Genomic DNA, 23,827 nt, shown 5'->3' on the forward strand with positions numbered 1-23,827 from the left:
GACAACAAAAATCCTCTATTTCCGAGAATAGTTGCGATTAGTAATTAATTCCTACTCCAATACGAGCGGATTCGATACCGCTTCGACCTTCCCGTCTCTCACATAGACGCGGGGCACGCGGGCCGCAACCATACAGGTCACTTCATAAGGAATCGTTCCTAGCTGGGAAGCCAGCTCCTCCGCTGTAATCACTTCATCGCCTTGACGCCCCAGAAGAACAACCTCTTCACCCGGCTCAACAGCAGCAGCAGCGGCAGCACCATCCAAGGCAATCATGCACTGATCCATACAGATCGTTCCTAGTACGGGCACCTTCACTCCTCGCACAAGTACATGTGCCTTGCCGTTCAGCATTCGGCTAAAGCCGTCTGCATAACCAATCGGCAGCGTGCCAATCCGTTCTACATCCTTCGTCACATAACGAGAGCCGTAGCTAATACCCCAGCCAGGCGGTGCATCCTTGACCATGACCACTTCTGTCTTAAGCGAAAGCACAGGATCAAGCGTGATCGTCTGCCGGTTCACTTCATCTGAAGGGTATATGCCATACATGCTGATGCCAAGCCTTACCATGTCGCCGCCGTATTCCGGCGTATCCATTCCCGCTGCGCTGTTAGCCGCATGAATAATACGGATAGGCAGCTCATGGCTTCGAATATGTTCGGCAACCGCATAGAAGCGTTCATATTGCTGCTTCGTATAGCTTTTGTCCGCTTCATCGGCTCTGGCATAGTGAGTAAATAACCCCTCAACCTCAAGCTGCGGCACGGAAAGAGCTTTGTCGATAAACGTAACCGCTTCTTCCTTACCGATGATGCCAAGCCGGCCCATACCGGAGTCAATCTTAATATGAACCTTAAGCTTCTTCCCTTCCTCGTGTAAAGGAAGTTTCGCCGCCGCTTCTAATACGTCATCTCGGAATAGGGCGATTGTAATATCTAGATCTCGGGCAAGCGCAAGCGCTTCAGCCGGCACAAAACCGAGTACTAGGATCGGTATCCGAATCCCTGCCTGACGAAGCTGCAGCGCTTCATCCAAAAAAGCTACGCCTAAATAATCAACGCCAAACCGTTCAGCCTCGCGAGCGATTTCCACTGCGCCATGCCCATAGGCGTTTGCCTTGACCGAAGCCATTAATAGGCGCCCATGCGGCATAGCGCTGCGAAATGCTTGCAGATTGCGGTTCAGCGCATTAAGTGAAATTTCTACCCGTGTCGGGCGATAATACAATTCCAAGTCGTTCACCTTCTCCTCGCCCTAGCAGTCGCAACAAACCCGAGCCATTTAAACATCAATAGAAATAATGTTAAACGCTGTCGCTTGGACTGTCAATGAAATGGCGTCCGGAATCGGATAGCACGTCTTGGAAAAAACATATTTTTCATCATCTCTTAACTGTTTTATTTAGTGGGATCCACTTGAACAGATTGAGCAATTCTAATCATCTCAGTCTCTGGAAGCGTTGCACTCGAGAGGCGAAGCTCATTGCCATCTACGATCCAAGTCAATGTCTTCTGATCATCTCCGCCAGTTAATTCAGCGATTGTAAAGCCAAGATCCAGGAATTTGCCTTCTCCTCCATACGTAGCTGCCATGTCTTTCGGCTGTGTTTGAAGGATGGAGAAGTCATATGTGCCTGTATAGCGGGATACAACGCCTGGCAATCCGCCAAATACGATATCCATGCTGTCTCTTAAAGTTACGCCTTCAGGAAGATCTGTTGGCACCATTACTTGAAGTTCGCTTGCTGACTCACCCTGTGGCTGTGCTGCCGTGTCATCAGCATCTTCTTCATCTTCTGTCGTTGCATTTTTGCCATCTTCACCTGTTGCTTTGTCATCCGCCTTGCTGTCTGCTTGGCTGTCACCCTTCGCATCCGTCGATTTGTCCGGTGTTACGGCATCTTTGCTGCCCTCTGCATTTGCATTAGTGCTGCCGTTTATATCTTTCGATTGATCCGGATCGGCAATGGTCGCTTGGTCACTAGTACCTGTGCTTGAAGGTGAGGACTTCATATTTGCTTCTGTCTCGAAAGTTGTTTTGTCAAAGCTTGGTCCAAATTCGAAATTCGAGAAGTCAACCTGCACCATCACAGCTGCATTAGCATCACTAACTTCAACATGAACCGGCTTATAATCGGATTTGTTCAACCAGATTTTTTGTCTGGCGAGCGTGCCATTATTATAGTTAGCCATTACATCAAAGACGTATGATTTATCATCAACCGCAAATTGACGCGAGTTGTCGAGCAGGATGCTTTGAATCAGCGTTTGATAGAGGTACACTTGTCCTTGATTTTGCGGCCAATCGCTTTGGAATCGGAACACTTTGTTCAGACGTGGCGTAAGAACGAATACACCGTCATCATTACGAAGGACAATTTGTGTAATATCCTTCTCTGCATTTGTCAATTTAATGCGGTAATAGTGAGGTTTCTGGTAAGAAACTTCTACGTCATACGTCAGCTCCTGCTGCCCGGTATGAAGCTTCATCGTTCCTGTACCTTGATAGCTCTCCATGTTGCTTACCACTTTGTCGAGTTCCTTGACCACGGACTCGGCGTCCTTCTTTCCGCAGGCGCTAAGTACGAGTGAAAACACTAACAAGATTGCCGCTGCCCATGTCATGCGACGCATTACAATCATCCCCTCTTCACATTGTTTTTCCGACTGGTAACATGTCTATGAGGGAACTTGGACAATTATGCGGACTAGTTTGACAAGCTGGGGCTTGTATGAAGAATAATACATAGAAAAAGCCGCTCTGCTAGGTTATTACTCCTGCAAAGCGGCTCTTCTATATTATTTAGAATCCAGTAGTTTGATAATAACAGTTACTGCTTCAGCCCTTGTTGCCGTCCCTTCCGGAACGAAACGATTGTTCAAACGGCCTTGAATAAGGCCTTTATCCGCTACTGCTTTCACTGCACCTCTTGCCCACACTGGTATCTCTTCGTTATCAGAGAAGCTGGTCACGGCATTCGCCGTTAAAGGAAGCTTCATGGCCTTAGCGATCATTACGACCATTTCAGCGCGGCTGATCCGGCTGCCTGGTTTGAAGGTTCCATCTGGATAACCACTAATAATGCTTGCCTGAACTGCCTGAGCGACCGCAGTTTTCGACCATGAACCGATAGCAGATGTGTCGGTAAAGGCAAGGTCTGTCCCTGATCCTTCTAATTTCAACGCTCTCATCAGCATGACGATAAACTCCTCACGCGTAACAGTGAGCTCAGGTTTAAAGGTGCCATCGGTATAGCCGTTAACAATGCCGGCTGATACCGCTTTGCCAATGGATGCTGCCGCCCAATGTCCTGAGATATCGGAGAATGGAACAAGAGACTTATCTTCATCTACTGCAAATACAGCAAATTTCGTGAAATGATTCGTTTTTACGGAAATCTGGCTTCCGCTTACCGTGCCGCCCATCTCCATCCATTGTTTCTTGGATTCATCATAGTAGAATACCGAAGGCTTCTTCCCTCCCTTCACAAGTGATACATCAAACTTGAAGGTCAATGTAACTGGCACAAGGAAGTTACCAGACTTATTCTTCACGACTTCAAAGATCGACGACAGAAGGACATCATCTGCCTGTATTAAGCCACCCGTCTGCGCTAACTTCTGAATGGTTATAAGCAGCTGCTCACTTGCTGCCCCACTTGGTATTTGAATAGTAAAACTATTGTCATAGACACTAAGCTCCCCAGAACCTCCAGCCGAAACGGTAAGTTCATTGCTATTCGAGGAGCCAGTACCTCCGCTTGATCCTGAACCGGATGAGCTTGTTATAAATTTGCCGGTCAGACCAGCACTCTCATTGCCCTTATCATCAAAGGCTTTGACCGTAAAGGTATACGATGTATTCGAATAAAGCGCCTTAGCCATGTAGCTAGTGACAGAGGATGCAACTTTGACAATCGGTGTCTCTTCCGAGCCTTGGTAAATCGCATAGCCTGCCACTCGAGTTGAATCTGTTGCTTGCGGCCAGCTTAAGTTAATGGTGTCATTGGTTTGCTCATCCGAGGAGAGCACGGCATTTGCCGGCCACACAGGAGGAGTTGGGTCATCCATCACGATATCTTGAGCTCCAACCGTTTCGAACCAATCTTTAATGGTGTTAAAATCATTCGAGAACGCCATGGACAAGAGCAGCATGATGCGGGCATGTTGAGGATTCAAGTTGTCTCCAGCGATGACACCGTTACCTCCACCGCTCATCGTTCCCGATCCCGTCCTTGTTGTTGTGACGAAGATAACACCTTTCTGAATGGCAGCGCTTCGCGCTTGGCTCATCTTTGCAGATATACCTCCCGCTCCCGTGCCAGCGGTTACGATCCCTTTCGCACCGTCTTCTACCAAAGCCCGAATGGCGCCGCCGCCTGCTTCCTGATAACTGTACGCAATCTCGACAATCGGAAGCTTGTCCTTCGATATCGTGTGCAGATCAAACGGCGTAGCCCACTCTGGTGTCCCTGCCTTAAGCGCTCTGGCATTGAGCCGATAGATCCGAACAGCCGGGTCATCGACATACCCAAGCGCTCCAAACATCGGAGTATCAAACGTATCGAGGCGATGTGCATTCGATTTGGTCACTTCACGTGCTGCCTGAATGACATCGTTAAGCATAAGAACAGTGCCGAACCATTTTGTCTTATTGCTCGCCGCTACTTTAATCGCTTGATAAAGATTCGCTGGTCCGTCGGTACCAATGACATCCCATGGTCTCATCGCACCTGTTACAACAACAGGCTTCTCACTACGCACAGTCAGATCAAGGAAATAAGCGATTTCCTCCATTGTATCTGTACCCGTCGTCACAACAACGCCGTCATAAACATCAAGAGCTTGGTCGACAGCCAATGAAAGATCATAAAGATCTTTCATCGAATAGCTGCCAGAACCTTTGTTGCCGAATTGAAAGGTCGATACATCGGCATTCTTATGCGTAGGTAGCTGAGCGACCATATCCGCCATTTTATACGTGCCGGCCGCGTAGTTCTGAAAATTAGTTTTATCGCCGTTTGATGCTGCTCCAGCTATCGTACCCCCAGTAGCCACAACCATAATATTCGGCAGCGGAGAAGCTATGGATTCCGCCGATAATGCCGGTATATCAAATGTTGGCAGCTGTGGAGGAACTTCTTCGGCGGCTCGCGCATAACCCATGAATCCCGAGAGAAGCGCTAGCATTAATAGTGGTGCAAGAAATCTGCGCAATGTTCGATTGTTACTTATGGCCGTCATAACCGGTTACCCTCCCTTCGTATACTACTCTTGCTTAGCGAACCCCAACAGGCTCTTCTACTGGCGTTGTTTCAAGCGGTGCTGGGCTTTCCGGATCAGGTGTTGGATCAGCAGAAGGTTCAACAGTAGGCTCTACAGAAGGAGTCGGTACTTCAACCTCAACTGCTGGCTCTTCAACGACAGGTTCTACTTCGAGTGAAGTTGTCAAAACTGTATTTTCGTCTACAGAAATTTCAACATCTCCTGTACCAAACGATTGGAACCAGGAATGGATTGTAGGCAAATCACTTGTAAAGGCCAACGAAAGAAGAAGCAGCATACGCGCATGTGCCGCGTTGAGGTTATCTCCACCAATAGTGCTGCTTGTACCGCTGTCATACATCGTTCCGGAGCCTGTTCGGGTTGTGGTCACGAAGACAACACCTTGTTGAATGGCTGCAGAGCGAGCTTGGCTCATTTTCGAAGAGATACCTCCAGCTCCCATGCCTGCTGTAACGATACCCTTCGCACCATCTTCTACAAATCCACGGATTGCACCGCCGCCCGCTTCTTGGTAGCTGTAAGCAATTTCGACAATTGGAAGCTTGTCCTTCGCGATCGTCTTCAGATCAAACGGTGTTGCCCATGCTTCTGTACCCGCTTTAATCGCTCTTGCAGGAGCACGGTAAATACGAACAGCAGGGTCATCCACATAACCAAGCGCGCCAAACATCGGTGCATCAAACGTATCCAAACGATGGGCATTTGTTTTGGTCACTTCACGTGCTGCATAAATGACATCATTCAGCATCAGAACGGTTCCAAACCATTTGGTTTTGTTGCTGCCTGCCACTTTAATCGCTTGATACAGGTTAGCCGGAGCATCCGTACCGATAACATCCCAAGGCCTCATCGCCCCCGTCACAACAACAGGTTTTTCGCTGCGTACGGTTAGATCAAGGAAATAAGCAATCTCCTCCATCGTATCCGTCCCCGTTGTAACCACTACACTGTCATAAGTAGCAAGAGCCGTATCAACTGCCAACGAGAGATCGTATAAGTCCTTTATCGAATAGCTGCCTGAGCCTTTATTGCCAAATTGGAAGGTAGATACGTCCGCTGTTTTATGTACTGGCAATTGAGCGACCATATCAGCCATGGTATACGTGCCGGCTGCGTAGTTCTGGAAGTTGGTTTTATCGCCGTTTCTAGCAGCACCTGCGATCGTTCCCCCTGTTGCAATAACGAGTACATTAGGCTTCTCGGATGCTTCAAACTCAGCGGAAACCGGTGGAATGTTAAATGTAGGAAGCGGTACAGGTTCGGCAGCGTTTGCCAAATTTCTCGAAACAACAACTGTTCCTGTAATCATCGACAGCAAAAGAAGTAGTGCAACAAACCTCTTACCTAACGTACTCTTGACAATGTTCGTCATATTTCATCTTCCTCCCTAATCTATCTATCTTTTTCTAACAATTTTAGTCTATTTTATGTCACATATATTAACAAATATAATAACACCCCATTAAAGCGTTAACATCAGCGTATATCTGAGATTAACTTCGTTTTTCTTCCACTATTAAGAAAATTTAGTATATTAACTTGTTAGATAAACTAACATTAATTTAACACCATTAGAACATAGGTATCGTATGCGAAGGAGCAAAGCATCGGTAAGGTCAAAAAAGTACATTTACTTAAATTTCTTTCGTGACCATAAAAAAAGTGAAACCTAAGTCCTAAACTATCGTATAATTAACTACGGCTTTCCATGCGTAGAGAGGTGTGTGCCATTTTCATGCTCCAAGATATTGTAGACTTCCTTATGAAATTTGGCCCCTGGGGTTTGTTTTTTCATTCCATGATTGATGCAATCATCTTTCCAATACCGGCTTTATTCCTCCAGGTTCCACTAAGTCTAGTAAATCCATCTGATGCGTTTTTACTGGCTACCGTAGGATATATCGGTTGTTTGATAGGCACCCCTATCGGCTATTTAATCGGCAAACTTCTGGGCAATTCCATCCTATACAAAATACTTAAAAAAGAATGGATCGAAGCTGCTACAACCATGTTCAAGAAAAACGGAGATACAGCTGTATTGATCGGTTCATTCACGCCAATTCCATTTAAAGTATTCACGATCTTATCTGGTGCTCTGAATTTCCCGCTATGGCGCCTTCTTATGTACGCAGCGGTAGGCAGAGCAGCTAAATTTTATTTAGTTGGTGCACTCATTTACTTTTACGGTCAAGCCGCTGAAAGTATGGTCCATAACGTATCCCTGTATTTATTCGCCATCGCTGTTCCGCTGATCGCTCTGTTCTTATTCTTCCGGAAGAAGCACCGCAAGAAAAAAGCCGTTAAAGCAGCGGCAGCAGAAGCCGCAGCAGCAAGTGCTGCCGAAGAAAACGTACAGGAGCATACTGCAGCCTCAGAGGCTTCAGCCACTATAGAAGAAAGTACAGTAGTCGTCGATGCAGGCATCTCCACAAATAGTTCAGTAAGTCACACATAGTGGACATACAACAAGCCCCTTCCATAATCGGAAGGGGCTTTTATGTACCCTGTAGACAGCAGATTTACAGCATCAAAATGAAAATCTACATTATCACATAATAATGGCTGGAGCCATCCTCGTTCACATAATGCCTGCAAATGTCGGACGGCCGTTCGGTGATTAAGCTCCAAATGCTGTTCGACTTGAGCAGGACTAATTCGCCCTCCACTCTCACAAGCCAACAGCACAATTTCTCGCCTGATTCGACTTGGCATTTCCTTTTTCGTCTGGTATCGGCTTAGCAAAAGCCTCAACAATGTCATACACAGCTCGGGGCGATATGCTACCTCATCATAAGCAAACGAAACAACACGAAATCCAACACCCTGTATAAATGTTTCTCTATTCAATTCTTCCGAATAGCGCCTTCGGTCCATATCTGTAACATGGGGTCCATATCCCTTAATCTCAAATACAAATTTTACATGCCCTGGTAACCACGCCAGATCAGCGAAATACAATTTCCCCCTCCAATCAAGGATTTCATATTCAGGGTGTAATTGTTCTAATGAGCCTATCAGCGGCCACCACACCTGCTGGAGAAAGAGCTTCTCCGCATGTTGATGTCCTCTTTCAAGCCTTCCTTTTCGCTCCGCTTCTTCTCTCCTTATGCCCCTCCAACCAATCACTGTGCGCTGTTTAGAAAATAAAACGCCCATCTAAAACATCGCGAGATGTTTTAGATGGGCGTTCTTCGCCATTATATATAACTATTATAGGCCGTACTGTGCGATTTTCACAAGGTTGGTTGCGCCGGCTTTACCTGTTGGCGTGCCTGCTGTAATGACAACATAGTCGCCTTTTTCCAAGAGGCCTGTACTTCCGCCATTCGTTAAAGCTGATTCGAAAATATCATCTGTCGAATTAGGTCTGCCGCCCTTAACCGGAATAACTCCCCACATGATTGCGAGACGAGGCAGTACTTTTTCATCAGAAGCAACGGCAATGATTGGCGATTTCGGACGGTATTTCGATACCATACGAGCTGTAAAGCCGCTCTCTGTTGGCGTTACAATAGCTTTCGCATCGAGCTCAAGAGAGGAGCTTACTACCGCTTGGCTGATCACTTCCGTAATAGTCGTTGGCTGTGCGCCTCTGCGTTGTTGGAAGCCTTCGAAATAATCCAGCATAGATTCTGCCTTAACAGCGATCGAAGCCATCATGCTGACCGACTGTACTGGATATTTGCCGGCAGCTGTTTCACCCGACAACATAATAGCGTCCGTTCCTTGAAGAACCGCATTTGCCACGTCACTAACTTCCGCGCGGGATGGACGAGGGTTGATCTGCATCGAATCCAGCATTTGCGTCGCAACGACAACAACTTTGCCAGCAGCATTACATTTCGTAATCATCTCGCGTTGAATCATCGGTACATCCCAAGCTGGAACCTCTACACCAAGGTCACCGCGGGCAACCATAATGCCGTCAGATGCTTCAATAATCGAATCCAGATTATTAACACCTTCTTCATTCTCAATCTTGGAGATAATCTGGATATGACCTGCTCCGCTCTCACGAAGCAATTCGCGGATCTGCAAAATATCTTCCGCTCTTCTTACAAAGGAGGGAGCGATAATATCAATTTGCTGCTCAATGCCAAAGAGGATATGACGAATGTCACGCTCAGTTACGCCTGGCAGTGTCGTGCGGATACCCGGCAGGTTAACGCCTTTTCTCGCTTTAATAACGCCGCCGTTCAGAATCGTACACTCGATCTCTGTCCCGTTAACCGCTGCAACTTCCATTTCGATCAAGCCGTCATCCAGCAAAATTTTGTTGCCAGGGTTTACAACTTGCGGCAGTTCCGCATAATTCACATGAATACGCTCGCCATTGCCAATAATCTCTTCCGTCGTCAGAGTGAGCTTCTCGCCAACCTGCAGCAGGTACGAAGCTTCCTCCAGTTTGCCGATCCGAACCTCTGGACCTTTAATATCAAGCAGGATAGCGACAACACTGTTAGTAGCAGCTGCAGCTTCCCGAATTTTCGTAATACGCGCCGCATGATCCTCAAGCTCGCCGTGAGCCATATTCAAACGGGCAACATTCATTCCTGCATTAATCATGTCGATTAATACTTCTTTCGATTCACATGCTGGTCCCATGGTACAAACAATTTTCGTCTTGCGCATAATGTCTTATTCCTCCTGATTGTACGAGTCTGATGAACATGAATAACCTTATTGTAGCTCGTTTCTTCCCAACAGACTATGAAATATAGTACTCTTATAGAAACATAGTACGGTGTTGTAAGGAGGAACTTGGAACAATGCTGCGCCTGACACAAGTGAGACAAGATCGAGGAAGCGAATGGTTCGAAGACAACAATCGGCCGGAAGGCGCGTGTACGCTCGTATTAGTAAGCTACGGCAAAGCGGTTTACTGGATTGACCATGAAAAAGTCATTTTGGAGAAAGGTGATTTCTTATACATTCCAGCCAGTCAATCGTATTATGGCAAATGTGTGCCAACCGTTTTTCATGAAAAATACGTCATTGAATTTACGGTAACGGATTCTCCACTTCCGATTCTGCAAAGCAGTTATTATATGAAATCGCGAATTGGTGCTTATGAATTGATTCTTGAACGAATTAAAACGATGCATAACGAATGGACAGAGAAGCATCTGTATGCGGATATACTTGGCCTTGCCATTCTGTATGAATGTTTGGCGCTTTGGAACCGGGAGCTGGATGAAGGACCTGCTACTCCCGCCGCCCATCAGCAGGTAGAACGAATGAAGAACTATATCATGAATTACTACCCACAGAAAATTTCAAAAGAAGAGCTTGGCGAGCATATTCACAAATCCCCCAATTATGCGGCTACGTTGTTCCGCCGGGTAACCGGGCAAACGATTAGTGAATATGTGCATAAAGCCAGAGTTAAAAAAGCTATATATCTGTTGATTGACTCGACGCTTACCGTAGGGGAAATTGCAGAATCTGTAGGCTACCGTGATCTCTCCTACTTTCAACGAATCTTCAAACGAGAGACAGGAAAGACACCTACTGCCTATATGAAGGATCGGCCAACGCCAATCCCTTAACCTCTCATAGGGCAGTAGTGGAAAATATAACGTGACCGCAACCTTCGAGTCTGTTTTTCGTTTAGCTTATGCTTTCGAAGCAATGAATCATCACACTGGCCTGAATTCATGGCCACTTGGGTGATCATTCATTTTAGGAGGAATAAGATAGAAGCAATCTGGTTTTCTGAAATGGAGTGAAGCTCATGCTGCGTCAATTGAGTATACTTACCGTGCTCCTGCTTCTTAGCGGTTGTTTTGGACTAGGCGGGAATGACAATTCATTGTCTCCAGTACCGGATCCATCACCAACGACTTCACCGTCGGTTGAGCCTTCTTCTTCACCAGCACCTAGCCCTTCAGCCCCTCATGCGGCTACTGCTGAAGAAGCTGCCAAGGCAATCATGACCGCATTACAACAGCAAGATTTAACTACACTCACTTCCTATATCCATCCAGAAAAAGGGCTGCTATTCTCCCCTTATGCTCATATCGAGACGGACATTGCGATTACGTTCCACTCTGGTGAACTTCCAACTCTTGAGGACCCGAAAGCATATGAGTGGGGAAGCTTTGACGGTTCAGGCGAGCCAATATCCTTAAGTTTCAGTGATTACTACAAGAAGTTCATTTATGATCAAAACTTTGCGGAAGCTGATGCTATTGGTCATAATGAAGTGCTTGGTCAAGGGAATACGCTAGTTAATATCCAGGATGTTTTCCAAGGCAGCACCTTCTTCGACTATCACTTCAACGGATTTGATCCCGAGTATAGAGGAATGGATTGGGAAAGCCTCATACTCGTGCTGGAGCAGCAAGACGGAACTTGGTATATAAGTGCGATTGTGCATTCCCAATGGACGATATAACAGCAATCGGCGCTCTTATTATCATCCCGACAATAAGAGCGCCTTTTTTCGCGTCACTATTCACCTGAAGCTTTAACCAATTGAAATAATTCTACGAATCGTTCCGGAGTGACCGGAGGACTAAACAGATAGCCCTGCATCAAATCGCAGTTATGCTCCTTAATAATTTGCAGCTCCTCGGCCGTCTCCACACCTTCCGTAACAACCATCATATTCAGGTTATGGGCGATAACAATAATCGATTTGAATATCATCTGCTTCCGGATATCGGTTACGATGCCGCGAATAAATGATTTATCCAGCTTTAAATAATGAATCGGGATGCTCTGCAAGTAACTGAGCGATGAGTACCCCGTGCCAAAGTCATCTAAGGATAATTGAAGACCAAGCTCTTGAAGCTCATGCAGAATTCGAAGGGTATGCTCTGGATTTTCCATAAATATCGATTCGGTTAATTCCAGCTCGATCTGCTCTGGTCGAACGTCTTCTTCCGTAATAATTGATTGGATGCTTTCAACAATGTTCTTCTGTTGGAACTGCATCATCGACATATTCACACTGACCAGGATAGAGTCCAGACCCATTAGCTCCCACTGCTTAACCTGCCGGCAAGCCGTCCGCAGCACCCATTCCCCCAGCAAAATAATAAAGCCTGTCTTCTCCGCTATCGGAATAAACTCAAGAGGAGATACCATGCCAAACTCTGGATGCTTCCAGCGCAGCAGCGCTTCAACACCATGAATACGACTAGTCCCAATCTCAAGCTTTGGCTGATAATGAAGCATAAATTGGTTGCTCTCCAGCGCCTCGAACATACTGTTCTCCAGTATAAGCTCCTTTGTTGGCACGTTATTCATAAGCGGTGAGTACAGTTTATACGTATTCCGCTGCTTCTTCGCCACATACAGGGCGATATCGGATTCTTTAACAAGCCGATCGCCTGACTCCGGCGTCCATTCCTGCTGCACGCTCATCCCAATGCTAGCCGTCAGATAGAAGACCCGCCCCCTCATCTTAATCGGCTCTGCGATTACACTCAAAATCTGCGCCGCTATAGCAGCTGCTTGTCCCAAATTGCTAATCTCATCAAGCAGTACAACAAATTCATCACCGCCAAAACGATAGACTTGACCGAATTCACCAGTAACCTCAACAATTCGGTTCCCGACTTGCTTCAGCAATAAATCCCCCATCGTATAGTCCAACGTTTCGTTAATAATCTTAAAACGGTCTAAATCGACATAAAGCAGCGCAACATGCTTATCACTGCTTATCTTCGTCTCTATGTACCGCGTATAGCCGTAACGATTAGGGAACCCGGTTACCAGATCATGTGTAGCCTGATGCTGGATCAAATGCTCTGCTTCCTTACGGAAATCCACCATCCGGTTAAAATGATTAGCCATCGTCTCAAACTCATCATTGGTCCTAATATCCAGCTTCTGTCTCTCATTGCCAATCGCAACGGCAGAGGTGACCTGGATAACCTTCTTAATATTTTCAAGTACGATCTTCTTAAGTAGAAGCAGCGCCAGTAAAGACATTAATATAAGGGTAATAGCAGCAATAATAATAGAGTTCCAAAGTGATGAATAATACTCTGTTAACATGTTATTTTTCGGAATGGCCATCTCGAAATACCAGGTAAAGTCTTGAATAGGGATAGGGATAAACATCCGCAGCATTTCCCCTTTTATATAACGATCGGAGGTGTATTGTATCGTTGCGAAATGCTTTTTATAATCGCTGATGGATCCCCCGTTCTTCCACATTTGGTAGGGCTTCATAACAAGATTCGGGTAAGCACCGTTTGCCAAGTAATAGTCATTTGATGTGATAATACTTGCATGGCCATTCAATGGACGGATGTTACGAATTTTGTCCTGTACGGTTTGCAGTGAAATATCACCGCCAACAATACCAAGAAACTGGCCGTTCTCATCCATTATTGGAAGGATAAATGAGGTTACAATAATCTCCGTTCCGTTCAGATCATAGGGATAAGGATCCAGCAGCGTAAACTTTTTCGATTGCTTGGCGACCTGATAATAGTCCCCTTTTTCATTCAACTCACTATAGTCAACGGAAGGAATAGTAATTAGGCCATCATTCGTACGTACCACATAGGGAATAAATCGGCCTGTCACATCATCGTAGCTGCTGGTCAGTTGATGGCTCGCATCCTCGTTATCGAAGGAATTTGGCTCCCATATCGTATAAGCACCTATCAAATCGGGATTATTGCGTACGACCGCTTCCAGCAAATGTACGGCATAGGGGCGATTTTGTACCGAATCCGTACGCATTTGCAGCAGTCCATCCCTTACCATTGTCAGCGAGGACAAACTTCTATTAATGGATTGAGTAATTTCGTCGATATATTGGATAGATTGTTTTTGCGCAAGCAGCTCGCCTTTTTGCAAACTGGTGTCATACAGCTTGGTAAGATAGACAGAAACAACTAAAGAATAAGACAACAGCATAAGAACTCCCAATGCAGTAATCAGTTTCTGTGCAATGCTGAGCCTTAATTTCTTCAAACTCTATCCCCCTCTGCCTCTAGACCTATCTTACGTTTTTCCATTTTATGATATGGTTCTAGTATACTTGACAAAATAAGATAAATTCAACGGAAAACTATCAATTATTATGACAATATAATCATTTCTTCGACAACGTAATGTCGGATTTTGTAACTTTGTACCTGGTCAAAAAGAAAGAGGCAGTTGAAGCGCATTTATGCCTTCAACTGCCTCTTTTGTTTGTTTAGCCCTGCTTCACATCACGCTGCGGCTCTGGCTGCGCTCCACTCTTATGATGCATACGGTGAAGCTTATGAAGCTCCTCACGAAGCTGCTCAGCTGTTTTGCCTTCTGTAGCAATGCCGTTTTCTTTGGCCTTCTCACGCAGATGCTCCAAGAGCTTCGCTTTATGCTCGGTCTTGAACGCTTCCCACTTCGCTTTATCTTTCTGCTTCGCAGCTTCGAGCTCTGTCTTCAGCTGCTCAGCTGACTTGCCTTCTGTCTTAATTCCGAAATAATCGGCCATATAACGGAGCTTCTCAAGTCTATGCGCTTCTCTGTCCTTGCCGTGCATGCCATGATGATGACCATGGTCCTCTACACGTTTATCCTGCGCAGCATCCTCCGGCTGAGCCGCATAGACTGGAGCTGCAAGCAGCAGCATCGATGCTGTGAATGCGCTAATGATCCATTTTCTGTTCATGCTTTGCCACACCTTCCTTATCCAATATCGTGATGCCTACTGGATTATTTTTCCCAAGCATACGTTGGATTAGACATGGCGATGTCGCTTAACAAATTATTCTGTCGATTGTTGATGTTCGAGTTTAAGAAGTTCCTCGAGCACCAACTCCTTGGAGAAATGCTCACCGATAAAAACAGCAACGTCATTCACGTCGCCCTGAGGGGTAATCCGGATAAAGTCGGTTTCCCGATAGGCATATTGGAACAAGAACCGGCTTGCCGTATCCGAGAAGGATACAATCCCTTTTGCGCGATACACATGGTCTGGCAGCTGCTTGAGAAAAGCCTCAAATTTCTCGCTGTCCACCGGCCCATTCATATAATGAGTCATCACCATAACATGCTCATGGGTATGATGATGACCTCTATCATGACTGTGTTCATGCTCCATCTGATCGGATGAGGTTAGTATAATGTCTTCCGCTGTTCCTTCCAGAGCCGCCCAATCATCCACCTTACAACGAATCGTTGGGATCACAGGAGCTACTGCGTTCATTTCTCTTAGCAGCTGCTGCGCCTCTACCAGCTCGTCCGGCTCCAGTTTATCGATTTTATTAAGCAGCAGCTTTGTTGCACATTTTATTTGCTCGCGCATCAGCTTAAACGTTTTGCCCCTTCCACTACGGTTACGCTGCAACAGCTCTGGTCCATCAACTACCGTAATAACGCCTTTCAGCTCGATCTTACAGTATAGAGCCGCTTCTGTTACGCCATCCATAATCTCCATTGGATTGGCAGCCCCTGTAGATTCAATAACGATTACATCAGGGTTATGCTCGTCGATAAGGGTTTTGATCTCCATACTCAGATCGCTTCGAATCGTGCAGCAGATGCAGCCGCTCAGCATTTCCGACATTGGAACATCATCACCGACCATTTGGCCGTCCAAATTGATATCGCCTAATTCATTCATAATGACAGCTGTCTTAAGTCCTCTCGCTTTCCAGTTGTCCAGCAGCCCGGTAAGCAATGTCGTTTTGCCGCTGCCAAGAAAGCCAGACAGCAAATAAATAGGTACTATGGCATCATTCATATTTGTTGTTCCCTTTCATCTTCCGTTCTTCCCTTCATTATAGCGCTCTCGCAGCGCCTGCAACAATATCGTTCTAATAGTGAATTGCCATAGACATATCTCACATGACATGTTAGGATGTTAAGAGTTATCCGCTATTACAAATCCTAGAAGGGAGCTTAACAATGAGCAATCAAAAAATTCAAATTGGCATCGTAGGTTATGGCAATCTTGGAAAAGGTGTACATAAAGCCATTGCGCAAAACAGCGACATGGAGCTGGTTGCTATCTTTACTCGGAGGGAGCCTTCTGATCTGGCAGCAAGCACGGAAGGTGTTCGTTTCGAATCCATCTCCAATGCCGAGTCATATAAAGGTAAAATCGACGTTATGATCTTGTGTGGAGGATCAGCAACCGACCTTCCTGAACAAACCCCATTCCTTGCGAGTATGTTCAATACCGTTGACAGCTTCGATACCCATGCGAAAATTCCGGATTTCTTCGAGGCCGTTAATAAAGCTGCTTCAAGCAATGGTAACCTGAGCGTTATTTCCACTGGCTGGGATCCAGGACTATTCTCGCTGAATCGTCTGCTTGCTGAAGCCATCCTGCCGGAGGGCAAAGATTATACCTTCTGGGGCAAAGGCGTTAGTCAAGGCCATTCGGATGCCATCCGCCGTGTACCAGGCGTAAAAGGCGGCGTGCAATATACGGTCCCTGTTCAAAACGTGATTGACCGTATCCGTTCGGGCGAAACACCTGAATTTACGACTCGTGAAAAGCATTTGCGTGAATGTTATGTCGTTGCGGAGGATGGCGCTGACCAAGAGCAAATTCGCCAAACGATTGTGAATATGCCGAACTATTTCTCTGATTATGATACAACCGTTACCTTCATTACCGAAGAGCAATTGAAATCCGAGCATCAAGGCATGCCACATGGCGGCTTCGTCATTCGCAGCGGTGTAACGGGTGAAGGTACAAAGCAGCTGATAGAATTCGGACTTAAGCTCGAGAGCAATCCAGAATTTACGGCAAGTGTACTTGTTGCTTACGCAAGAGCGGCACAACGCCTGAGCGCAAGCGGCCAATCCGGTGCCAAAACAGTCTTCGATATTCCGTTTGGCCTGCTATCGCCAAAATCGGCTGAAGAGCTGCGTCGCGAGCTTCTGTAAGGACGAGCGACAATAAAAAGGCTGCACGACGCCATTTGGCGAGGTGCAGCCTTTTTCTATTGCCAGCAAGTGTTGATTAATGCTGGATTATAACCAAACGGATCTGATTATGATAACTAGCAGAATAAAGAGGACGAGAATGAATCCGAATGAAGATTGGCCTCCACCGTGCGGATAACCGCCGCCGTAGCCTCCTGCAACTGGACCTACTCCGTAGCTCATTTGTTCATCTCCTTTAAACTAATGTACAGTATCCTATGTTTAAAAACCCAAAGGGTATAGGCAAATACCAAAATTGTGCGTTTGCTCAATTTCCGTTTTACATGCACATAATCCAAGAAGCTGGTCTTGGACCTATTCTATCGGTTACTTTTACAGGTATTCGCCTAAACGCTCAGTAAAAATGGTCAAATACTGCAGGTCTGTTTCGTCGAAACGGCTGAACAGCGGGCTGTCGATATCGAGCAATCCAATAAGTTGACCACCGCTGTACAGCGGTATAACCATCTCCGAATTAGATGCGCTGTCGCAGGCGATATGTCCAGGGAACTGATGAACATCATCAACCAGGATCGCTTCCTTACGCGCAATAGAAGTGCCGCATACTCCTCTTCCGACTGCAATCCGCGTACAAGCAGGTTTCCCTTGGAAAGGACCAAGCACCAGCTCGTCCCCTTCAAGCAAATAAAAACCTACCCAATTAATATCTTCAAGAAACTGCTGCAGCAGTGCTGATGCATTCGCCAGATTGGCGATTCGGCTGCGCTCATCCTCTACTAGTGCCGTCAATTGCTTGATAAGCAGCGTATAATTCTCTTCTCTTGTACCTGTATACAAGCTTCCGTTAAACAATATGATCACTCCTACTCTATCAACCTGACCAACCATCCAAACAAGACTTGATTGTATGAATAGAATATCATATTCCAGCTTGATCGATTAGGGGGATAATTGGGTGACGAAGAAGAAAACGGTGACAAAGCGGAAATCAACAGCAAAGAAGACTTCAACCAATCATAAAACCGAGCTTTTGTTTCCATTGCAGGAAACTACTTTTGCCGATGAAGTTTTTGCCCTTGTAAATGAAGAACGGATACAAGAGGGTTTTCTGCCTCTTATCAGACTTGAGATTCTATTTGAGGTTGCTGAAATAAAAGCATTAGATATGCGGGATAACAATTACTTTGATCATGTTTCCCCTACTTATGGAACTCCCGGACAAATGCTTACTCAATATGGCGTAGAGTGGACTGCTTATGGCGAGAATATTGCTGCCGGGCAGCGAACGCCAGCAGCCGTGATGCAGGCTTGGATGAACAGTCCCGGCCATCACGCTAACATTTTATCTCCAAAATTCACTCATTTAGGAGTCGGCTATGCACCAGGAACGTCGGATAGTCGATATCGGTCCTATTGGGTACAAGAGTTTGTAAGGCTCTAGGCCTGTTTCGGCACAAAAAACACTACTTCACTCCTATTTATGTAAGTAATTTACAAAACCTTCACTTGTCCCATACATTCTCTTAATAGAAGCTCGGTAAGATGCAGTTGTAACAGAGCGATCTAATAGGAGGAGATACTAGCAATGAAAGTCATCGCAGGTTGGAAAACGGCATTAATCGGGACAGCGGCAGCCGCTCTTGTCATAACAAGCTACACAGGGATTCAAGGAAATTACAAGGCTGAGGCAGCTACAACAAAAGCAAAAAATGTTGTTCTCTTCGTTGGCGACGGCATGGGGACGGCTCAACGTGATGCTATTCGTCTTGCAACAGTAGGTGAAACCGGACAACTGGCTATGGATTCGATGCCGTACGTTGGTCTGATCCATACAAGCTCCACAACAGCGATCACAGACTCTGCTGCCTCTGCAACTGCTTATGCCAGCGGTGTGAAAACCTATAATGGCGCAATAGGCGTGGATGCGAATAAGAAAAGCGTTAAAACAATTATGGAATATGCGAAGGATAAAGGCATGTCTACCGGTCTTGTTACAACAAGCCAAATTACAGATGCTACGCCGGCCGCTTTCGCTTCCCATGTTGAAGATCGTTCCAAGCAGAGCGATATCGCCCTACAATATTTGACGAAATCTAAGGTTGACGTGCTGCTCGGCGGCGGCGAAGACTTCTGGTTCCCGGCTGGAAAGGCTGGAGCTTTCAAAGACGAGACACCGGCTGATCCTTCCGAGAAAAGTAAAGGGACACAAGGCGACCTTGTCCAAAAGGCGAAGTCGCTTGGCTATACTTACGTGACAAATAAAACGGATATGTCGAAAGCCAAAGGCAAGCTGCTTGGCCTGTTCGCAAACGAAGAAATGTTCCAGCAAAAACCTGAAGGCCAAGGCGATGTATACAATCCAATTGTATCTTTGCCTGACATGACGAAGAAAGCTCTCGATACTCTTTCTACAAACAAAAAAGGCTTCTTCCTTATGGTTGAAGAAGAAGCAACAGATGAGATGGCTCACAACAATAACGCGAAGCTGACGATCAAAGCTGGTCAAGAGCTGGATAAATCCGTTAAAGTGGCCAAAGATTTCGCTAAGCAGCATCCCGATACACTTGTCCTCGTCCTTGCTGACCATGAAACAGGCGGCTTCTCAGTAGAAGAAGTTGATGCTTCGGATGAGTCCACCGATGGTGTAACCATTTCAGGTGAGGACGGACCATTTGCCATTGCTAACTCCAAAATGAGCTTTATTGTGGACTGGACCACCTCCGGGCACACAGGTGTTGACGTACCGGTCACAGTAACAGGCGCAGGGGCTGAGATTTTCTCCGGTATTTATGAAAATACACAAATCTTCAGCAAGCTAGCACAAGCAATGGGCATTACCGTTAAGAAATAATTCCCCCGGCAATAAAATCCGCGCAATACAAAGAGACTTCCCTTGAGCGTATACGCTCCTGAGAAGTCTCTTTTTCCCGTTGATTATAATACTTTACTGAGGAATTCCTTTGTCCGCGGATGCTGCGGATTGCTGAACACTTCCCGAGGAGCTCCTTGCTCAACTATCAAGCCACCATCGATAAATAATAAGCGGTCTCCTACTTCACGTGCGAAGCCCATCTCATGGGTTACGATGACCATCGTCATCCCCTCTTTCGCAAGGGACTTCATCACATCCAGAACCTCGCCGACCATCTCAGGATCAAGCGCTGATGTAGGCTCGTCAAACAGCATAACGTGAGGGCGCATCGCAAGCGCACGTGCAATGGCTACACGCTGCTTTTGTCCGCCGGATAAGCGATTCGGATAGGCATCCCGCTTCGCTTCAAGGCCAACGCGACGCAGCAGTTCAACACCAATCTTTTCCGCTTCAGCCTTCGACATGTTCTGTACCTTAATTGGGGCAAGCGTCACGTTCTCCAGAACTGTCTTATGCGGGAACAGATTAAACTGCTGGAATACCATGCCCATGCTTTGACGCAGTTCATTGATATTCACTTTACGGTCCGTCAGCAGCTTGCCTTCGTATTCAATCTCTCCGCCAGTAGGCGCCTCGAGCAAATTAAGACATCTGAGGAACGTACTTTTGCCTGAACCACTTGGTCCAATTACAACGACAACTTCGCCTTTGGCGATTTCCGCATCAATACCGTTTAGGATATTGGCTTTGCCAAATGATTTCTTCAGTCCGCTAACTTTAATCACTTGTTTTCAACCTCCGCTCGCCAATGCCAAGCAGCTTGGACATCGTAAAGATCAAGACGAAATAGATAAGCGCCGATATAAGCATAGGCTCAATCGAAATAAATGTCGCTCCTCGAATCGCATTCGCCTGATAAGTCAATTCAGCGAAGCCGATAACGGATAGAACCGAGGATTCTTTTACTACAACAACAAACTCGTTGCCAAGCGCAGGAAGGACATTTTTGAAAGCTTGAGGAAGAATAATCTGACGCATCGCGAGGCTTCTCGACATCCCAAGCGAACGGGCAGCCTCCATTTGACCTTTATCAACCGCTTGAATCCCTGCCCGCATGATCTCTGCAATATAAGCAGCACTGTTGATTGTGAGCGCCAGATAGGCAGCCGTAAAGATCCCGATATCAAATCCCAGAAAGATCGGAAGACCATAATTAAACAAGAATAACTGGACAATAAGAGGTGTTCCACGAATAATCTCTACATATACAGAACCGATAAAGCGAAGCGGCCACAGCCCTGACAAGCGGAGAAGGGATACAAGTGTACCCAGTACAAGTCCGCTAAGGACGGCAAGCAGCGACACTTCTAAGGTCATTCTAATACCTGTCCAATAGTAAGAGCCATAATCATTTAGAAATGAAAAATCCCAATGGTACGCTAGTTCCATGATGTCAACCCTGCCTTTTGTATTTACGTAAAAAGGGAAATAGCGGTTATTCCCCTATTTCCCTAATCATTTCTATTCTTTCTCCGAAACAGCTGTCATTTCCGATACCCATTGATCAATCTTTTTGTCTGCAGTCAGATGATCTAGCGTTTTTTGAATCGCTGCCAAGAGATCAGCTTCACCTTTATTAACAGCAACAGCAGATCCGCTGTTCTCGTATTCAGGTGAAATAGGCGATAAGAATAAATCCGAATTTACATTGGCGTAGCCTTGAGCTACTGGAAGCTCGGCGATCAGAGCATCCACCTTTTGCGATTTCAGTTCAAGAACCAGATCCGTTGTTTTACCCAAAGATTTCAGCTTAGCGCCTTTGATGCCTTGACCGATTTTCTCTTGGGTGGAGCCCATTTGAACACCAATGGCTTTGCCTTCAAGATCAGCCATCGTATTGAATTTATCTTTATCCGCAGCACGTACAAGGACACCTTGCTTCGCTTCGTAATAAATCTTCGAGAAGTCTACTGCTTTCGCACGCTCCTCATCTGGTGTCATACCAGCGATAACGAAGTCGATTTTGCCCAGCTTCAGCTCTGCAAGCAGGTTGCCGAAGTCCATATCTTTAATCTCCAGGTCAACACCCAGATCCTTTGCTACTTCTTTCGCGATCTCGATGTCAAAACCAACGATTTGATCTTTACCATCTACATTCTTATGGAACTCATATGGTGCATATTCCGCGCTTGTTCCAAGTACGATTTTGCCAGCTTTCTTAATGTCAGCCAGCTTACCTGTTGCTTCTGCAGCGCCATTATCTGCGGACGCAGCCGGGCTTTCATTTGAAGAAGTGTTATTAGTGTTGTTTTTGTTACCGCCGCAGGCTGCCAGCGACAACACGACAACTAATGTTAAAATAAAAACTAAGCTTTTTCTTACCTTCATGTTATTCAACTCCTGATGTCTGTTCATTAAAAACTAGTTGATTATAATTCATAATCACGCATAAAGATACAGGTTTTTTCTCCCATTATTTTCAGTTTCATAAGTCATTAGCCCTACTATGGAAGCATTCCCAAATCACGTCATCCTCACTCGAGGATCAAACCTCCGAGTTATTCTTATTGGATAAAAGCAAGTTCAACAGAATGGCTGTAACGGATCCGGTTACGATCCCGTTCTGTAGCAGCATCTTCGCAAAATCCGGGAATTGGTCGAATATTTGTGGGACTGCAGATGACCCGAGACCAACGGCAATGCTGCAGGCTGCGATGAGCAGGTTACGCTCCTTGCGTAAATCTACTTCGGACAAGATCGAGATACCGGATGCTGCAACGGAGCCGAACATGACAATCATTGCTCCGCCAAGCACTGCATTTGGGATAACGGTTGTTATGGCGGCGAGCTTCGGCAGCAGACCGAGTATAACCATAATGCCGCCAGCGGCAAAAATGACGTCACGAGTCTTCACGCGAGTGAGCGTGATCAAGCCAACATTTTGCGAAAAAGCTGTATATGGAAATGCGTTGAATAAGCCGCCCAGCATAATCGCTGCCCCTTCGGAACGCAAACCGTTAATAATCTGCTTCTGTTCAACCTTCTGATCTGTTGCTCGGCCGACAGCTAAGTAGACGCCTGTAGATTCCACCATACTCACAATATTGACGATAATCATGGTAAAGACAGCGGTTAAGCTAAACTGCGGGGTACCAAAGTAGAACGGTTGAACAATGTTGAACCATGAAGCCTCCGATACAGGCGCAAAGCTAACGAGGCCCATCGAGTATGCCACAACCGTACCAACGGCAAGCCCGATCAGAACGGAAATGGATCGTAAGAAACCCTTCGTGAACCGATTCACGAGCAAAATAACGACAAGTGTACCAAATGCCAATAGTAAATTACGCGGCATGCCAAAATCGTCACTGCCTTGACCACCAGCAACATTATTCATCGCTACAGGGATTAAGGAGAGTCCAATAATGGTGACAACCGAACCGGTTACGATAACAGGGAAGAACTTTAACAGCTTCCCGTATAATGGTGCTGCCAATACAACAAATAAGCCAGATAGTATAATCGCTCCATAAGCGGTAGCCAAGTTCGATGCTGAAGCAATCGCAATAATGGGACCTACCGCGGTAAACGTACAACCGAGTATAACCGGCAGTCTGCTGCCAAAGTATTTGGTACCCAGCACCTGCAAGAGCGTGGCAAGACCACACGTGAACAAATCTGCTGCGATTAAATATGCCATCTGCGTACCGTTCAAATGGAGTGCACCGCCGACTATTAATGGTACAACAACCGCACCCGCATACATAGCTAAGACATGCTGAAATCCTAATGTAATTGCTCTCCGTTTGCCCAGCAT

General features: G+C 46.1%; 21 protein-coding genes. 6 read left to right on the forward strand and 15 right to left on the reverse strand.

What is annotated here, in order from left to right:
• Positions 1–51 precede the first annotated feature (51 nt).
• The 4 genes from alr to AB4Y93_RS25305 all read right to left on the reverse strand — a co-directional run bounded on the left by alr (position 52) and on the right by AB4Y93_RS25305 (position 6,660).
• Positions 52–1,236, reverse strand: a complete 1,185-nt coding sequence (alr, locus tag AB4Y93_RS25290; RefSeq protein ID WP_441896147.1) for an alanine racemase — start codon at positions 1,234–1,236, stop codon at positions 52–54.
• A gap of 164 nt (positions 1,237–1,400) precedes the next feature.
• Positions 1,401–2,636, reverse strand: a complete 1,236-nt coding sequence (locus AB4Y93_RS25295) for a LolA family protein (protein WP_441896148.1) — start codon at positions 2,634–2,636, stop codon at positions 1,401–1,403.
• Positions 2,637–2,801: 165 nt separating this feature from the next.
• Positions 2,802–5,246, reverse strand: coding sequence for an asparaginase domain-containing protein (locus AB4Y93_RS25300; protein ID WP_441896150.1), 2,445 nt, complete (start codon positions 5,244–5,246; stop codon positions 2,802–2,804).
• 34 nt (positions 5,247–5,280) lie between these two features.
• Positions 5,281–6,660 carry an asparaginase gene (locus tag AB4Y93_RS25305; RefSeq protein WP_441896152.1) on the reverse strand — a complete coding sequence of 460 codons (1,380 nt, stop codon included), beginning with the start codon at positions 6,658–6,660 and terminating at the stop codon, positions 5,281–5,283.
• Between the two features lie 363 nt (positions 6,661–7,023).
• Here AB4Y93_RS25305 and AB4Y93_RS25310 point away from each other — a divergent pair, with 363 nt between their 5' ends.
• Positions 7,024–7,743: a YqaA family protein gene (locus AB4Y93_RS25310; protein ID WP_441896154.1), complete on the forward strand. Its 720-nt coding sequence runs from the start codon at positions 7,024–7,026 to the stop codon at positions 7,741–7,743.
• Here the strand turns inward: AB4Y93_RS25310 and AB4Y93_RS25315 are convergent.
• Together AB4Y93_RS25315 and pyk are read right to left on the reverse strand one after the other, a co-directional pair.
• Entirely contained in the window at positions 7,734–8,444 is a 711-nt protein-coding gene (locus AB4Y93_RS25315; protein WP_441896156.1) for a hypothetical protein, read from the reverse strand. The genes AB4Y93_RS25310 and AB4Y93_RS25315 overlap by 10 nt on opposite strands.
• Before the next feature lie 54 nt (positions 8,445–8,498).
• On the reverse strand, positions 8,499–9,920 hold the full coding sequence (gene pyk, locus AB4Y93_RS25320) for a pyruvate kinase (RefSeq protein ID WP_441896157.1): 1,422 nt from the start codon (positions 9,918–9,920) through the stop codon (positions 8,499–8,501).
• A gap of 137 nt (positions 9,921–10,057) precedes the next feature.
• Here pyk and AB4Y93_RS25325 point away from each other — a divergent pair, with 137 nt between their 5' ends.
• Positions 10,058–10,837 carry a helix-turn-helix domain-containing protein gene (locus AB4Y93_RS25325; RefSeq protein WP_441896159.1) on the forward strand — a complete coding sequence of 260 codons (780 nt, stop codon included), beginning with the start codon at positions 10,058–10,060 and terminating at the stop codon, positions 10,835–10,837.
• A 185-nt stretch (positions 10,838–11,022) separates the two neighbouring features.
• Positions 11,023–11,685 (forward strand): hypothetical protein, encoded by a 663-nt coding sequence (locus tag AB4Y93_RS25330; protein ID WP_441896161.1) that lies wholly within the window; start codon positions 11,023–11,025, stop codon positions 11,683–11,685.
• A gap of 56 nt (positions 11,686–11,741) precedes the next feature.
• On the opposite strand, the gene AB4Y93_RS25335 is transcribed toward AB4Y93_RS25330, so the two are convergent.
• From AB4Y93_RS25335 to AB4Y93_RS25345, 3 genes are all read right to left on the reverse strand, one after another.
• Positions 11,742–14,225, reverse strand: a complete 2,484-nt coding sequence (locus AB4Y93_RS25335) for an EAL domain-containing protein (RefSeq protein WP_441896163.1) — start codon at positions 14,223–14,225, stop codon at positions 11,742–11,744.
• A 226-nt stretch (positions 14,226–14,451) separates the two neighbouring features.
• Positions 14,452–14,910 (reverse strand): hypothetical protein, encoded by a 459-nt coding sequence (locus AB4Y93_RS25340; protein WP_441896165.1) that lies wholly within the window; start codon positions 14,908–14,910, stop codon positions 14,452–14,454.
• A gap of 96 nt (positions 14,911–15,006) precedes the next feature.
• The gene (locus AB4Y93_RS25345) at positions 15,007–15,984 is read right to left on the reverse strand and encodes a CobW family GTP-binding protein (protein WP_441896167.1); all 978 of its coding nucleotides are present in this window, start codon (positions 15,982–15,984) and stop codon (positions 15,007–15,009) included.
• Between the two features lie 164 nt (positions 15,985–16,148).
• Between AB4Y93_RS25345 and AB4Y93_RS25350 the strand changes: the two genes are divergently transcribed.
• Positions 16,149–17,138, forward strand: coding sequence for a diaminopimelate dehydrogenase (locus tag AB4Y93_RS25350; protein ID WP_441896169.1), 990 nt, complete (start codon positions 16,149–16,151; stop codon positions 17,136–17,138).
• Between the two features lie 87 nt (positions 17,139–17,225).
• Here the strand turns inward: AB4Y93_RS25350 and yjcZ are convergent, their stop codons facing one another.
• On the reverse strand, positions 17,226–17,360 hold the full coding sequence (gene yjcZ, locus AB4Y93_RS25355) for a sporulation protein YjcZ (RefSeq protein WP_167282572.1): 135 nt from the start codon (positions 17,358–17,360) through the stop codon (positions 17,226–17,228).
• Positions 17,361–17,510: 150 nt separating this feature from the next.
• A complete protein-coding gene (locus AB4Y93_RS25360; protein WP_441896171.1) occupies positions 17,511–17,990 on the reverse strand; it encodes a GAF domain-containing protein in 480 nt (159 codons plus the stop codon).
• Positions 17,991–18,093: 103 nt separating this feature from the next.
• Here AB4Y93_RS25360 and AB4Y93_RS25365 point away from each other — a divergent pair, with 103 nt between their 5' ends.
• Together AB4Y93_RS25365 and AB4Y93_RS25370 are read left to right on the forward strand one after the other, a co-directional pair.
• Positions 18,094–18,579 (forward strand): CAP domain-containing protein, encoded by a 486-nt coding sequence (locus AB4Y93_RS25365; protein ID WP_441896173.1) that lies wholly within the window; start codon positions 18,094–18,096, stop codon positions 18,577–18,579.
• Between the two features lie 144 nt (positions 18,580–18,723).
• Positions 18,724–19,989 carry an alkaline phosphatase gene (locus tag AB4Y93_RS25370; protein WP_441896174.1) on the forward strand — a complete coding sequence of 422 codons (1,266 nt, stop codon included), beginning with the start codon at positions 18,724–18,726 and terminating at the stop codon, positions 19,987–19,989.
• Between the two features lie 83 nt (positions 19,990–20,072).
• On the opposite strand, the gene AB4Y93_RS25375 is transcribed toward AB4Y93_RS25370, so the two are convergent.
• From AB4Y93_RS25375 to AB4Y93_RS25390, 4 genes are all read right to left on the reverse strand, one after another.
• Positions 20,073–20,795, reverse strand: a complete 723-nt coding sequence (locus AB4Y93_RS25375; RefSeq protein WP_441896176.1) for an amino acid ABC transporter ATP-binding protein — start codon at positions 20,793–20,795, stop codon at positions 20,073–20,075.
• Positions 20,788–21,459 carry an amino acid ABC transporter permease gene (locus AB4Y93_RS25380; protein ID WP_441896178.1) on the reverse strand — a complete coding sequence of 224 codons (672 nt, stop codon included), beginning with the start codon at positions 21,457–21,459 and terminating at the stop codon, positions 20,788–20,790. The genes AB4Y93_RS25375 and AB4Y93_RS25380 overlap by 8 nt, the downstream gene beginning before the upstream one ends.
• 72 nt (positions 21,460–21,531) lie before the next feature.
• Positions 21,532–22,398 (reverse strand): ABC transporter substrate-binding protein, encoded by an 867-nt coding sequence (locus AB4Y93_RS25385; protein WP_441896180.1) that lies wholly within the window; start codon positions 22,396–22,398, stop codon positions 21,532–21,534.
• 157 nt (positions 22,399–22,555) lie between these two features.
• Positions 22,556–23,827: a nucleobase:cation symporter-2 family protein gene (locus AB4Y93_RS25390; protein ID WP_441896182.1), complete on the reverse strand. Its 1,272-nt coding sequence runs from the start codon at positions 23,825–23,827 to the stop codon at positions 22,556–22,558.

This window comes from Paenibacillus sp. YAF4_2, from assembly GCF_052113225.1.
Lineage (GTDB): Bacteria > Bacillota > Bacilli > Paenibacillales > Paenibacillaceae > Pristimantibacillus.